General features: G+C 71.6%; 13 protein-coding genes and 1 pseudogene. 2 read left to right on the top strand and 12 right to left on the bottom strand.

Going from position 1 to position 13,619, the window contains the following annotated elements:
* The first annotated feature begins 13 nt into the window (after positions 1-13).
* The gene (locus ACWF7A_RS31345) at positions 14-397 is read left to right on the top strand and encodes a cysteine/serine endopeptidase inhibitor (RefSeq protein ID WP_452254104.1); all 384 of its coding nucleotides are present in this window, start codon (positions 14-16) and stop codon (positions 395-397) included.
* A 183-nt stretch (positions 398-580) separates the two neighbouring features.
* Complete coding sequence (locus tag ACWF7A_RS31350; protein WP_452254105.1) at positions 581-1,051, top strand: CAP domain-containing protein; 471 nt, start codon at positions 581-583, stop codon at positions 1,049-1,051.
* A 3-nt stretch (positions 1,052-1,054) separates the two neighbouring features.
* Here the strand turns inward: ACWF7A_RS31350 and ACWF7A_RS31355 are convergent, their stop codons facing one another.
* The 12 genes and pseudogenes from ACWF7A_RS31355 to ACWF7A_RS31410 form a co-directional block, all read right to left on the bottom strand.
* A complete protein-coding gene (locus ACWF7A_RS31355; protein ID WP_452254145.1) occupies positions 1,055-2,128 on the bottom strand; it encodes an NAD(P)-dependent alcohol dehydrogenase in 1,074 nt (357 codons plus the stop codon).
* Positions 2,129-2,164: 36 nt separating this feature from the next.
* Positions 2,165-2,551: pseudogene (locus ACWF7A_RS31360) on the bottom strand (SRPBCC family protein); the annotation flags it as partial.
* Positions 2,551-4,122: an aldehyde dehydrogenase family protein gene (locus ACWF7A_RS31365; protein WP_452254106.1), complete on the bottom strand. Its 1,572-nt coding sequence runs from the start codon at positions 4,120-4,122 to the stop codon at positions 2,551-2,553. The gene ACWF7A_RS31365 and the pseudogene ACWF7A_RS31360, both read right to left, overlap by 1 nt.
* Positions 4,123-4,127: 5 nt before the next feature.
* Complete coding sequence (locus ACWF7A_RS31370) at positions 4,128-5,441, bottom strand: FAD/NAD(P)-binding protein (RefSeq protein WP_452254107.1); 1,314 nt, start codon at positions 5,439-5,441, stop codon at positions 4,128-4,130.
* Complete coding sequence (locus ACWF7A_RS31375) at positions 5,434-6,708, bottom strand: sulfate adenylyltransferase subunit 1 (protein WP_452254108.1); 1,275 nt, start codon at positions 6,706-6,708, stop codon at positions 5,434-5,436. The genes ACWF7A_RS31370 and ACWF7A_RS31375 overlap by 8 nt, the downstream gene beginning before the upstream one ends.
* A complete protein-coding gene (gene cysD, locus ACWF7A_RS31380; protein ID WP_452254109.1) occupies positions 6,708-7,622 on the bottom strand; it encodes a sulfate adenylyltransferase subunit CysD in 915 nt (304 codons plus the stop codon). The genes ACWF7A_RS31375 and cysD overlap by 1 nt, the downstream gene beginning before the upstream one ends.
* Positions 7,619-8,182 (bottom strand): adenylyl-sulfate kinase, encoded by a 564-nt coding sequence (gene cysC, locus ACWF7A_RS31385; protein WP_452254110.1) that lies wholly within the window; start codon positions 8,180-8,182, stop codon positions 7,619-7,621. Before cysC ends, cysD begins: the two co-directional genes overlap by 4 nt.
* A 26-nt stretch (positions 8,183-8,208) precedes the next feature.
* Positions 8,209-9,354 carry an acyl-CoA dehydrogenase family protein gene (locus ACWF7A_RS31390; RefSeq protein ID WP_452254111.1) on the bottom strand — a complete coding sequence of 382 codons (1,146 nt, stop codon included), beginning with the start codon at positions 9,352-9,354 and terminating at the stop codon, positions 8,209-8,211.
* A 12-nt stretch (positions 9,355-9,366) separates the two neighbouring features.
* On the bottom strand, positions 9,367-10,947 hold the full coding sequence (locus ACWF7A_RS31395) for an AMP-binding protein (protein WP_452254112.1): 1,581 nt from the start codon (positions 10,945-10,947) through the stop codon (positions 9,367-9,369).
* A 27-nt stretch (positions 10,948-10,974) separates the two neighbouring features.
* Positions 10,975-11,724 carry an SDR family oxidoreductase gene (locus tag ACWF7A_RS31400; RefSeq protein ID WP_452254113.1) on the bottom strand — a complete coding sequence of 250 codons (750 nt, stop codon included), beginning with the start codon at positions 11,722-11,724 and terminating at the stop codon, positions 10,975-10,977.
* Positions 11,724-12,623 carry a hypothetical protein gene (locus ACWF7A_RS31405; RefSeq protein WP_452254114.1) on the bottom strand — a complete coding sequence of 300 codons (900 nt, stop codon included), beginning with the start codon at positions 12,621-12,623 and terminating at the stop codon, positions 11,724-11,726. Before ACWF7A_RS31405 ends, ACWF7A_RS31400 begins: the two co-directional genes overlap by 1 nt.
* Positions 12,623-13,513 (bottom strand): family 3 encapsulin nanocompartment shell protein, encoded by an 891-nt coding sequence (locus ACWF7A_RS31410; RefSeq protein ID WP_452254115.1) that lies wholly within the window; start codon positions 13,511-13,513, stop codon positions 12,623-12,625. The genes ACWF7A_RS31405 and ACWF7A_RS31410 overlap by 1 nt, the downstream gene beginning before the upstream one ends.
* Between the last annotated feature and the right edge of the window lie 106 nt (positions 13,514-13,619).

Genomic DNA, 13,619 nt, shown 5'->3' on the forward strand with positions numbered 1-13,619 from the left:
TGAAAGGAAGACCATGAAGTCCACCGCCAAGGTGCTCGGCGCCGTCGCGTCGGCCGCGGTCCTGTCGTTCGTCTTCTCCGGCACCGCCTCCGCCGTCAGCGGCACCGCGAGCTGGTACAACGACGCCGGCTACGGCGCGTGCGGCACCCAGATCAACGCGGCGACCCAGCTGCTGGTCGCGGCCCCCGCCGCGCTGTGGACCACGCCCAACCCGAACAACGACCCGCTGTGCCGCAAGTCGATCCGGGTCACCTACAACGGCAGGACCATCACGGTGCCGATCAAGGACAAGTGCCCGAGCTGCGCCAGCAACAAGATCGACCTCAGCCAGCCCGCGTTCTCCCGGCTCGCCAACACCTCGGTGGGCATCATCAACGTGACGTGGCAGATCGTCTGACCTGACGGCGAGGGGAGCCCGGGGGTCGAACCCGGGCTCCCCCTTCTTCTCCGTTGCCGGGCAGTTCTGTCCAGTGGACATCGCGTCTCAAAAGGACGCGGAGCGCACCCTCTGCGCCCTGCCCGGCGTTTGCCTTCCGGGGCCCTGCAACCCCCGCATCTCGTACGCAGAGGAGAACAACTCATGCTCGCGTCACGCACTTCCCTGCTCGCCGCCACGACCCTGGCGCTGGCGGCCACGTTCGCTCCCGCCGCCTCGGCGGCCACGGTGCAGGAGAACGTCATCGCCCTCACGAACGCCGAACGCGCCAAGGTGAACTGCCCCGCCCTGAAGGCGAACGCGGCGCTGAACACCGCGGCGCAGCGCCACTCGGCGGACATGGCCACGCGCAACTTCATGGGCCACACCGGTTCCGACGGCAGCACCATGGTCGTCCGGATCGAACGGGCGGGCTACACCCGCTGGACCAGGGCCGCCGAGAACGTGGCCGCCGGCTACGGCACCGCCGCCGAGGTCGTGCGCGGGTGGATGAACAGCTCGGGACACCGCGCCAACATCCTGAACTGCGCCCTGCGCGACATCGGCGTCGGCCACCAGTACCGGCAGGGCACCACGTACGGCCATTACTGGACGCAGAACTTCGGCACGCGCTGACGCTCAGACCCGGAACGTCGAGGCATCGACGACGAACCGGTAGCGGACGTCGCCGTGGCGCACGCGGTCGAACGCCTCGTTGATCCGGCTCGCGTCGATGACCTCGACGTCGGCGCCGATGCCGTGCTCCGCGCAGAAGTCGAGCATCTCCTGGGTCTCGGCCATACCGCCGATCTGCGAGCCCGCGAGCGAGGTGCGGCCGCGCAGCAGGGAGAACACGCTGACGCCCAGCGGTTCGTCGGTGATGCCGAGGTGGACCATCGTGCCGCCGTTGGCGAGCAACGCCAGGTAGGCGTCGACGTCGAGGCGGCTGGAGACCGTGCACACGACGAGGTCGAACGTCCCGGCGAGCCGCTCGAACGTCGCCGGGTCGTCCGTGGCGTGGAAGTGGTCGGCGCCCAGACGCAGGCCGTCGTCCTTCTTGCGCTCGGACCGCGACAGCACGGTGACCTCGGCGCCCAGGGCGTGCGCGATCTTCACGGCGAGGTGGCCGAGACCGCCCAGGCCGAGCACCGCGACCTTCTTGCCGGGCCCGGCGTCCCAGTGCTTCAGCGGTGAGTAGGTGGTGATGCCCGCGCACAGCAACGGCGCGGCGGCCTCGAGCGACAACGCGTCCGGGATGCGCAGCACGAAGTGCTCGTCGGTGACGATGTGCGTGGAGTAACCGCCCTGGGTCGGTTCGCCGCCGTGGTAGCGGTCGATCGCGGCGTACGTCTCGACGGACTTCGCGCAGTACTGCTCCAGGCCCTGGACGCACATCCCGCAGTCGCGGCAGGAGCCGACGATGACGCCCACCCCGACGCGGTCGCCGACGGCGTGCCGGGTGACGTCCGCACCGATCTCCGTGACGACACCGGCGATCTCGTGGCCGGGCACCATCGGGAACGTGCCGTCGCCCCAGTCGCCGTGGACCTGGTGTACGTCGGAGTGGCAGACACCGCAGTAGTGGATCGCGATGCCGACGTCGTGGGGGCCGAGTGGACGTCGTTCGATCGTGGTGGGTTCCAGGGCGGCACCGGCGGACGGCGCGGCGTACGCGGCGACGGACGGCTTGGCGCCGGGTGGTTCGTCGTGCAGCGCGCCTTCGACGACCTCGGCTTCACCGGCCAGGCCCGACACCACGTCCGCAGCGGTCCGCAGCAGCACTCGCGCGATCATCGGTTCGATCGCCCCGGCGAGGTGCGGGACGCTGGTGCGGAACGCCACCCGGTGCACGACACGGCTGCCGGTGCCGTCGGGCGTGACCTCCCAGCTGCCGCCGAAGTCCACGAAGTCACCGCTGACCTGGTCGAACCGCAGGACGCGTGCCTCGCGGTCGGCCTCGGTGCGCTGGGTCCACCTGGCGAGGCCGCCGCGGAACCGCAGCGCGTACCGATCGCCCTCCGCGCTCGGCTCGACGGACTCGATGCACGCCCCGGTGAAGCGTTCGGGATGCTGCAAGCGGTCGAACACCTCGTCCGCGGGCATCGGCGTCCTGAGTGCGACGCGGTGCTCCTTCATCACCTTGCTCCTCCCCGTTTGACGTTGACGCCCTGCAGACGGGTGGTCCGCAGCATCAGGTAGTTGGCCTCGCCGAACACGCCGCCGGTCAGGCCGGTGCCGCCGTGCGTCGGCAGGAACGGCCGGAACGCCGAGTGCGAGTCGTTGACGTTCACGACACCGCCGGTGGTGACGCCGGCCGTGATGGCGGCGATGAGTCGTTCGTCCTCCACCCAGAACGAGTTGCGCAGCCCGTAACGGTTGCTGCCGACGAACTCCAGCACCTCGTCGAACAGGCCGTCGTGGCCCTCCGGCACGACGACGGGCAGCAGAGGGGAGAACGTCTCCTCACGCACGGCGGGGGTGCGGCGGGCCAGGTCGAGGCCGTCGATGCGCAGCACCGCCGGTTCGACGAAGAACCCGGTGTCGGACGGCGATCCGTCGACTTCGAGCCGGCGTCCGCCGTGCAGCAGGCGCGCGCCTCGCCGTACCGCGTCGGCGATGTCGGCGAAGTGCTGCTCCGCCATCAGGACCGGCGTCAGCACGACACCTTCCTCGTCCGGGTAACCGGGCCTGGTGGCGGCGGCGATGGCGACCAGGCGTTCCAGCAGGGCGTCGGCGATGGCCGGGTGGGCGATCACGTGGTTGGGGATGTTGCAGATCTGGCCGGACTGCCGGAAGTTCTCGGTGATCGAGGTGGCCGCCGCGTCGAGGTCGGCGTCGGCCCACACCACGACGCAGTCGTTGCCGGCCAGCTCCAGCACGGGTTTCTTGCCCGCGGCGACGGCGGCCCGTTCGAACTCCAGGCCCTTCGCGCTGCTGCCGACGTAGACGATGTCGTCGACGTGCGGGCTCTCCAGCCACAGGTCGGTCATCGGTGGTCCACAAAGGATGTTCAGGGTGCCGGTGGGCGCCCCGGCCTCCTCCAGCACCGGCACGACGACCTCGCGCAGCGCGTGCGTGGTGGCGAGCGGCACGCCCCGGGGCGCGCGGATCACCACGGCGTTGCCCGCGAGCAGTGCCGTCGCGCCGAACAGGGCGTTGGGCGCGGAGGCGTTCTGCGGCGGGTTGACGCAGACGACGCCGTCCGGCACGCGGCGAACCGTGGCGTGCCCGCCCCGGCCGCGGTGCTTGCTGGTCTGCATCTGCGAGGCGCAGAACGACAGCGTCTCCGAGCTGAAGTCGGCGAGCCAGTACTCGTCGAGCGTCGGCCCGGCCAGGTCGCGCGGCTGTCCTTCCGCCACCAGCAGCTCGACGATCTCGTCCCGCTTCTCGCGCAACCGTTCGCCGATCCGCGCGCCGATCTCCAGCCGGTCGATCAACGACGTCCGCGCCCACTCCGGTGCCGCCCGCGCCGCCGCTTCCAGTGCGTCCGCGGCCATCCGGTCGTCGGCCAGCGCACACCCGCCGACCACGGACGGGCCCGCTCGACGCGGGTCGGCGAGCCCGGCGTCGAGGTCGCGCTTCAACGCCAGCGCGGGCATCGTGTCCTCCAGCACCGCCCGTGCCGTGACGGTGTGCACGTACCTGCCCTCGGGGTGCTCGACGTCCTTGCCGTCGATGTAGGCCGGGTACATCAGCAGATCGCTCATCGTCATCACCTCGTCCTGTGCGCGGCCACGGTCGCCGCGATCTCGGCCGCCTGGGCGCGGATCTCCGGCACGGCGGTGCTCTCGAACAGCTCACCGCGCCGCAGCGCGCCGAGCGTGAAGATGCGGCACGGCACACCCTGTTCGGTGAGCACGCGGCCGTCGGGCCGGGTCCGCACGCCGAGCCCGATCGGGTCGGGGCGCGCGGTGCCGTCGTTCACCAGGTCCCGCACCAACGGCCCGCCGTCGTGGCGGAACCCGGTCGCGTTGACCAGCCAGCCCACCGTGAGCGTCCGGCTGCCCCGCGGTCCGGCGAGGTCGACGTGGAACCCTTCGCCGGCCGGGCGGATCGCCTTGACCTCGCCCTGGTGCACGCGCACCCGGCCCTCGTCCATGAGCCTGCGGACGCGCCGGTGGGTGGTGGGCGCGGCCCGGTGGCGGTGGACGTTCCAGTAGTGGCCGACCCGGTCGAGGAAGCGGCGGCGTTCCGGGACGTCCAGCTGCTGCCACAGCCGGTGGGTGTGCGGGCGCAGGTGGTCGAGGACGTCTCGCCAGCGGTCCGGGTTCGTCGAGATGCTGCGCCTCACGAACGCCATCAGCTCGCTCAGGGAGTGGGCCCGCGGTGGGTCCGGGAGGGGTGGCTTCGGGCCGGTGGTGTGGCTGTGCGGTCTGGGGAGCAGGCCGTGGCGTGAGACGGCGTGCACGACCGAGTCGCGTGCCACCGCGACCGATACGTCCATCATGGACAGACCGGTGCCCAGTACGAGCACTGGTTCGCCGCCGGTGCGGGGGAGCGGGCCGGCCCAGGGGTCGGGGACGTAGCGCGGGGAGTCCTCCGGGACCAGGCCGGACAGGGGGTCGCCGGTGCCGACTCCTGGTGCCAGGACGGCGAAGTCGGCGTGGATCGGGCCGGTTCGGGAGAGATCGACGGTCACGCCGTCGGGGGAGGAGGTGAGGCCACCGGCGGTGTCGGCGACGTGCTTCACGGTGGTGGCGTGCGTCATCGCTGCCGCCCCCTCTTCGGCCCGCAACGTCTCCGCCAGGTATCGCCCGTACTCCCCGCGCGGCCGGAAGTCCTCCACCCCGCACCCGGCCCACCGCGCGAAGTGCCCGGCGTCGTCGGCCAGCGCGCTCATCTTGCCCGCGGCGGTGTTCAGCAGGTGCCCGGGATCGCCGGTGCGGTAGGCCCGTCCCGGCCCGAACTCGCCGCTGCGGTCCACCAGCACCAGGTCCAGCGGGACGCCGGCGCGCAGCAGGTGGATCGCCGCCAGCGTCCCGCTCGCGCCGGCACCCACGACGACCACGCGGAGCCGGTCAGGCATCACCGGTCACCGCGGACAGGGTGTCGCCCACCTGGCCCGCCGCGAGCGTGTCGCCGCCGTCGGGGTCGATGAGCAGGAACGCGCCCGTCGCCACGCAGTCGGTGTAGGTGTCGAACGGCAGCGCGTCGGCGACCTCGAGGCGCACCTGGCCGATGTCGTTGAGCTCCAGGCACTCCGGCTCGTGTTCGAGGACCAGCTTCTGCTCGTCGAACCTCGCGGACACGCTCGGCACCCGGCACTTCGTCGTGCGCGTGCCGTGCTTGAGCAGCACGCGGGCGCCGGGGCGCAGCGGTTCCTCGGCGAGCCAGCACACCGTGGCGGTCACCTCGGTGGCGAGGTCCGGCACCCGGTCGGCCGCCGCGATCAAGTCACCCCGGCTGATCGGCAGGTCGTCCGCGAGCGTCAGCGCCACCGGCTGTCCCACGCCGGCCTCGTCGACCGGGCCGTCCGGGGTGCCGACGACGGTCACCGTCGACCTGGTTCCCGCCGGGAGCACCACGACCTCGTCGCCCGGACGCACCTCGCCCGCCGCGATCTGACCCGCGTAGGCGCGGTAGTCGGTCGAACCGTCGCGCAGCACGTACTGCACCGGCACGCGCAGGCCCACGTCGCAGCCGCGTTCGTCGGGGTGGACGGTCTCCAGGTGCTCGAGCAACGTCGGCCCGTCGTACCAAGGGGTCCGGTCGGAGGCGGTCACCACGTTGTCGCCGGCCAGCGCGGACAGCGGCACGGTGGTGATCTGGTCGGCGCGGAACCCGAGGGACTCGGCGTGCGCGACGAACTCGGCCCGGATCGACTCGTAGGTCTCCTGGGAGAAGTCGACGAGGTCGAGCTTGTTGACCGCCAGCGTGATGCCCGGGACGCCGAGCATCGCCATCACGGCCAGGTGCCGGCGGGTCTGCTCCAGCACGCCCTTGCGCGCGTCGGTCAGCAGCACCGCGTGGTCCGCGGTCGACGCGCCGGTCACGGTGTTGCGCAGGTAGTGAACGTGACCCGGGGTGTCGGCGAGGACGAACGTGCGCTTCGAGGTCGCGAAGTACCGGTAGGCCACGTCGATCGTGATGCCCTGCTCCCGTTCGGCGCGCAGGCCGTCCACCAGCAGCGAGAGGTCCGGGTTGTCGAGCCCGCGTTCCTCGCTGCTGCGCAGCACCGCGTCGATCTGGTCGCTGAGCACGGACTTGGTGTCGTAGAGCAACCGTCCGACCAAAGTGGACTTCCCGTCGTCCACGCTGCCGGCCGTGACGAGTCGCAACAGGTCGGACGTCATCAGAAGTACCCCTCCCGCTTGCGGTCCTCCATGGCGGCCTCGGACATGCGGTCGTCGGCCCTGCTCGCGCCGCGCTCGGTGAGCCGGCTCGCCTTGATCTCGTCGATGATGTCGTCGACGGTGGCCGCCTCCGACTCGACCGCGCCGGTGCACGAGCCGTCGCCGACGGTGCGGTAGCGGACGGTCTTCTCGGTGGTCTCCTCGCCCTCGTCCGGTCCGCCCCACGGTCCCGACGTCAGCCACATGCCGTCCCGCAGGTGCACCTCGCGGGAGTGCGCGAAGTACAACGACGGCAGCTCGATGTCGTGCTTGCGCACGTACCGCCACACGTCGAGCTCGGTCCAGTTCGAGATCGGGAACACCCGCACGTGCTCACCGGGGGAGTGCATGCCGTTGTAGAGGTTCCACAGCTCGACGCGCTGACGCCGCGGGTCCCAGCGGCCGAAGCTGTCGCGGACGCTGAAGATGCGTTCCTTGGCACGCGAGCGTTCCTCGTCGCGCCGGCCGCCACCGATCACCGCGTCGTACTTCTGCTCGGTGATCGTGTCCAGCAACGGCACGGTCTGCAACGGGTTGCGCATCCCGTCCTCGCGTTCCTTCACGGCGCCGCGGTCGATCCAGTCCTGCACTTCGGCGACGTGCAGCCGCAACCCGAACCGCTCCACGATGTCGTCGCGGAACCGCAGCACCTCCGGGAAGTTGTGCCCGGTGTCGACGTGCACGAGCGTGAAAGGCGGTGCTGTCGGGGCGAAAGCGCGCACCGCGAGGTGCACCAGCACGGTGGAGTCCTTGCCACCGGAGAACAACAGCGCGGGCCGGTCGAACTCACCCGCGACCTCGCGCAGGACGTGGATCGCCTCGGCCTCGAGCTGCTCGATCCCGGTGACGGCCTTCTCCTTGGCGGGAGCACTCATCGCAGCACCACCTCCCTGATGTCCTGCTCGTCTCGTTCGTTCTCGCAGCGCGTCAGGGCCCGTTCGATCATCTCCGTGCTCTGCTCGACGCTGAGCGTGGAGGTGTCGACGAGGACCTCGGGCGACACCGGCGCCTCGTACACGTCGCTGACGCCGGTCATCGCCTCCACCTGGCCGCGTTCCGCCTTGGCGTAGAGGCCCTTCACGTCCCTTTCGGCGCAGATCTCCACCGGCGCGTCGACGTAGACCTCGACGAACGTGAGACCCGCGTCCTCGTGCTCCGCGCGGACCTGGTCGCGGACCTCGCGGAACGGCGCGATCACCGAGACGACGGCGAGCACGTCGTGCGCCGCGAGCATCGCGGCGAGCCGGCCGATGCGCAGGATGTTCTCCGTACGGTCCTCCTTGCTGAACCCGAGCTCCGGGAAGAAGTCCCTGCGGACGGCATCACCGTCCAGGTGCTGCACCTTGCGTTCGGCGCGCAGCTTCTCGACCAGCTCCCGGCCGAGCGTCGACTTGCCGGAGCTGGGCAGCCCGGTCAGCCACAGCGTGGTGGTCACGAAATCCTCCTTCTCGTGCGGTGGGTTTACGGGGCGAACTCGCGGCCGAGCAGTTTCCTGGCCACCACGAGCTTCGTGGCGTTCTCCGTGCCGTCCGCGATCTCCTGCCCGATGGCGTCGCGGACGCGGCGGCTGGCCGGGTGGTCGTCGTGCCAGCCGCGGTGGCCGAGGGTCAGCAGGGCCTGGTGGGTGGCCTCGACCCCGACCCGGCAGGCCCACCACTTCGCCATGTTGGCCTCGGTGCGGTGGTCGAGTCCGTTGTCCGCGCGCCACAACGCCTCGAACGCCAGCAGCCTCGCCGCGTGCAGCCGGGTCGCGTGCTCCACCAACGGGAACGCCACGCCCTGGTGCCGGCCGAGGACCTGCCCGAACGACTCCCGCTCGCGGGCGTAGGCCAGTGCGTCGTCCAGCGCGGCCTGCGCGTTGGAGATCGCGAGCACCGAGATCAGCGCGCGTGAGTGGTCGAAGCCGCGCATCACGCCGCCGAACCCCTCGCCGACCCCGCCGACGATCTCGTCGTCGGACGCGCGCACTCCGGCGAACCGCAGCGTGGCCCGGCCTCCGGCGCGCACGCCGAGGTCGTCGAGTCGTTCCCGTGCGATGCCGTCGCGGTTGAGCGGCAGGTAGAACGCGGTGACGCCGCGCGCGCCGTCATCGCTGGTGCGCGCGAACACCAGGCCGTGCGTCGCGTGCATGCCGAGCATGATCGACGTCTTGGTGCCGGTGAGGACCCAGCCTTCGGAGTCCTTGTGGGCGCTCAGCTCGATGGCGGCGGCGTCCGTGCCGTGCTCGGGCTCGGTGAGCACCAACGCCACCACGGCGTCGCCCGCCGCGACCGCCGGCAGCCACTCGGCCTGCTGGCGCGGGGTGCCGCTGCGGCCGATGATGCCGCCGATCAGCGTCGCGTTGACGACCGGGTAGCAGGCGGTCGCCTCGGCCCGTGCCAACTGCTCCACGGCGATGCCCGCCTCGACCGCGCCGAGACCGCTGCCGCCGTGCTCCTCGGCGATCGCGAGCCCGGTCAGTCCCGCGCGGCCCAGTTCGGCGAAGAAGCCGGACCAGAACGTGCGTTCGCGGTCGTCGAGCGCCGCGTGCCGGGCGACGGTGTCGTCCGCGAACGCCCTCACCTTCTCCGCCAGGGCCTGTTGCTCCTGGCTGAACGAGAAGTCCATGTCAGCCTCTCCTCACACCAGCTGCTCGCGCAGGCGGAACTTCTGGACCTTGCCGCTGGGCGTCGTCGGCAGCTCGCCCACGTGCTCGACGCGTTCGGGCCAGTACTGCTTGGCCATGCCGAGCCCGTCGAGGTGCTGCTGCACCGCGGGCAGTTCCGGCGCCTCGCCGCGCGGCACGATCACCGCGCAGGCCCGTTCGCCGAGCCGGTCGTCGGGGTAGGCGACGACGGCGACGTCCTTGATCGCCGGGTGCCGCCGCAACGCCGCCTCGACCTCCACCACGGGCACCTTCTCGCCGCCGCGGGAGATCACGTCCTTGTCCCGCCCGGCGATCCGGATGCCGCCGTGGCCGTCCGGGCGCGCGAGGTCGCCGGTGTCGAACCAGCCGTCGTCGGTGACGTTGTCCGCGTAGACCTCCGGCCGGCCGAAGTAGCCGAGGCACTGCGTGGCGCCGCGCACCTGAAGACGTTCCTCGTCGGTGATGCGCACCTCCATGCCGGGCAACGGGGACCCGTCGCTCTCGGCCGCGCGCATCTCCGGGTCCTCGGGACGGGTGATGGTCGGCGCGCCGTTCTCCGTCATGCCCCACAACGCGTACAGGCGGCAGCCCAGCACGTCGCGGGCCTGCTCGACCAGCACCGGCGGGATCGGCGCGCTGCCCGTCGCGAAGGTCTTCAACGCGGACAGGTCGCGCTCCTGCTCGCGCTGGCGGTCGATCAGGTCGACCAGGAACGGCGGCGCGCCCATGAAGAAGCTGACCCGCTCCTCCTCGAGGATCCGCAGCATCAGGTCCGCGTCCCAGTTGTCGATGTGCACGCACGTCGCGCCGAGCAGCAACGGCATCGTGAAGTTCCACGTCCACCCGGCGTTGTGGGTGGTGGGGGAGCCCATCGCGGTGACCTCGTCGTCACGCAGGTGCAGCGCGTCGATCTGCATGCGGTTGGTGGCGTGCAACGTGTTGTGGCTGTGCATCACGCCCTTGGGCTCGCCAGTGGTGCCCGAGGTGAACATGACGTACGCCAGGTCGTCCGGCTTCGCCTCGCGTCCCTCGGTGTCGCCGAAGAACGCGCCCTCTGTGCCGGGTTCACCGAGCAGCGCGGTGTCGAAGTCGAGCGCCCCGCCCGAGCCTCCGCCGACCAGGACCCGGTGCCGGATCGACGTCACCTCGCGGGCGACCTCCTCGCTCAGGTCGGCGTGGGAGAAGCCGCGGTGCTCGGCCGGTCCGACGTAGACGGGACTCTTCGTCAGCCCGGTCATGAACGTCAGCTCGCGCTGACGCATGATCGGCAGCACCGGGCCGGCGACCGCGCCGATCCTGGCGCACGCCAGCGTGGTCGCGAGCAGCTGCCACGAGTTCGGGAGCTGCAGCGTCACCACGTCGCCGTGCTCGACGCCGAGGCCCGCGAGCCCCGCCGCGATCCGCTCGACGCGGCGTTCCAGCTCGGCGTAGGTCAGCGTCTCGGTGTCGCGGCCGTCGGTGTGCCACACGACGACCGCGCGCCGTTCGGGGTGCTCCCGCGCCGCGCGGCGCAGGTCGTCGACGAGGGTCTCGTTCTCGCGCCACCACCCTCGGGTGAGGTATTCCTCAGTCATCTGCCTTCTCCTCGTGGGGTTCGTGGGTCACACCGGCGCGCGTGTGTTGCCGCCGTCGACCAGCAGCAGCGCCCCCGTGACGAAGGCGGCCTGCCGGGAGGCGAGGAACGCGGCCAGTGCGCCGAAGTCGTCCGGGTCGCCGACCCTGCCCAGCGGCACCTCGGCGGCCGCGGCGGAGGTGTCCTCACCGGACGGTCCGCGCAACGCCGGGGTGTCGTGGTAGCCGGGAGCGAGGACGTTGACCGTCGTGCCGCTGTCCCCGAAGGCGTGCACCAGGTTCCGCGCGTACGACAGCACCCCCTGGCGGGCCACCCCGGACAACACGTTGTGCGGCATGGGTTGCCGCACGGCCTCGGAGGTGATCAGCAGGACCCGCCCGCCGGGACGCAGGTGCGGGGTCGCCGCCGTGACCAGCGCGACGTGCGGGATGAGCGCGGTGTCGATCGCCCTTCGGTAGTCCTCGGGGCCGAACTCGGCCACCGGGCCCTGCACGACACCGCCGGTGTGGCTGACCACGACGTCGATCCCGCCGAACTCGGCGACCGTGCCGTCGACCCAGCGCCGCACCGCGCCGTCGATGCTGACGTCGGCGACCTGGCTGTGCACCCGGCGGCCGTTCGCTTCCAGCTCGCCGTGGGCGTCGGCGAGGCGGTCGGGGTCGCGGCCGCAGATCGAGACGTCCGCGCCCTCGGCGGCGAGGGCGGTCGCGACGCCGAGGCCGAGACCGCTGCTGGCGCAGGCGATCAGGGCGACCTTGCCGTCCAGTCCGAGATCCATCAGCCGTCCCTCCTCGTCATCACCGGGTAGCCGTAGCGCAGCAACTGCGGCGCGGAGGCCGCCGTCGTGAGCGCCCGCGGCTTCCAGCCGAGCTCGGTCCGCCACCGCGCGTTGTCCTTGATCAGCACGCGGCCGCGGTGGAACCGGTCCGGGTTGCCCGTGACCGTGTGGTTGACCCCGAGCTCGACCGTGCCGTCGGCGCCGACCGGGTTCGGCCCCGCGATGCCCGCGAACGCCATCACCTCGTCGACCACCTCGGCCGGGCGGGCGGAGAAGTCCTCGTGCCGCACCCGCAGGTACCTCGACCGGCCGGCCAGCGCGAGCAGGTCGGACGCGGCGTTGACCGCCGTCCAGTACCCGGTGCTGCGCGCCGCGCTCATCCGCTCCACGTAGCTCTTGTCCTTGCGGTACGAGTGCGTGGTGGCACGGGCGTCGCGCACCACGTGCAGCACGCGGACGTCGAGGTCGGAGCCGAGCAACGCCGCCGCCTCGGCCGGGTACTTCGACCCGTCCACCACGACGTCGGCGCCCGCGACCGAGGCGGCGCGCCGGTAGACCTCCGCTGTCAGGCCCGTCAGCCACCGCACGTCGGGTGGTGCGGCCAGCGGGCCGATCGACTCGGCTAGGCGGCGTGGCGTGTGGCGGGCGCGCAGCCTGGTTGCCTGCACGGCCTCCACCGCCGTCGCGAGCCTGCCGTCGTCCAGTGCGTCGGACCACAGTGGACATTCGGACAACGGCGAGCCGCAGCCGCAGCTGGAGTTCGTGCCCTGGTCGAGCACTCCGTTGCGCCACAGGTAGTGCAGCTCGCCGACGTGCAGCGTGCCGGCGGTCTCGCCGAGGACGTTGCCGATCATCGTGCTGCCGCAGCGCATCATGCCGGTGAGGTAGAGGACCCGCATCAGCCCGATCCCTCCAGCAACACGAAGTGCTGCGGCAGGTGCACGGCGAGGCCCATCCGGCTGCCCGCCTCCAGCAGGTCGCCGCCGTCCTCGGCGGCACCGCGGCGCAACCGCAGGTGGCCCACACCGGGGTCGAGGAACGTGGTGGCGGCGCGGAAGTCGCCGAGCAGCACCTGGTGCTCGGGGATCATCCTGGTCCGCGCGATCCGCACGCCTGCCTCGGCGAGGCGGCTCAACAGCCCGGACTCGACCGCCTGCCAGTACACCGCGTTGTGCGCCACGATCCCGTCGCACGACCCGCCGGTCTCCTCGACCAGCGCGGCCGCCTCGGTGAGCAGGTCGGCCGGCGCACGACCGGCGCGGAGCTTCCGCGCCTCGGGCAGCTTCAGCAGCCCGGGTACCGCGCCGTCCTCGCTGCCGCGCAGCAGCACCTCGTTCTCGGTGGTGCCGAACCGCACGAGCAGCCGGTAGTCGATGAACGCGGCCAGCAGCCGCGGGTGCTCCAGCAGTCCGGGCGGCACCGCCACGGACACACCGATGTCGGTCAGCCGGGCCTCGTCCAGCAACGGCTGGAACGCCGACTCCGGAGTCGTGTCGAACGTGACGCCGGAGCGGTTGCCCTGTTCCCGCTCAGGCTGCGGCTCCCGCACGTACGGCGCGTCGTCGTCGCGGATCGTGGCCATCTTCATCAGCTGCCGCACCGTGAACCGCGGGCGTTCGGCGAACAGCGGGAACGCCGTCGGCAGGTACGCGCGGTAGGTGACGGTCACGTCGTCGGACGGGTTGCCGAGCGTCGCGGCCTGGGCGAACTCCGAACCGGGCGTGCTCTCCGTCATCGCCGGGTCGGCGAGAAGCTGACGGGTCTGTTTCAAGGGGGAACTCGTGGTCATCGCTGCCTCCCGGGGCCTGTGTCGAAGGGTGGTTCGATGAGAGTCGCGCTTGAGGTGGTTCCTGGTGGTGCGGCCGGAACGGCCGCGTACCGGTGTTGTACGTGGG

The sequence above is a fragment of the Lentzea sp. NPDC055074 genome (assembly GCF_053608005.1).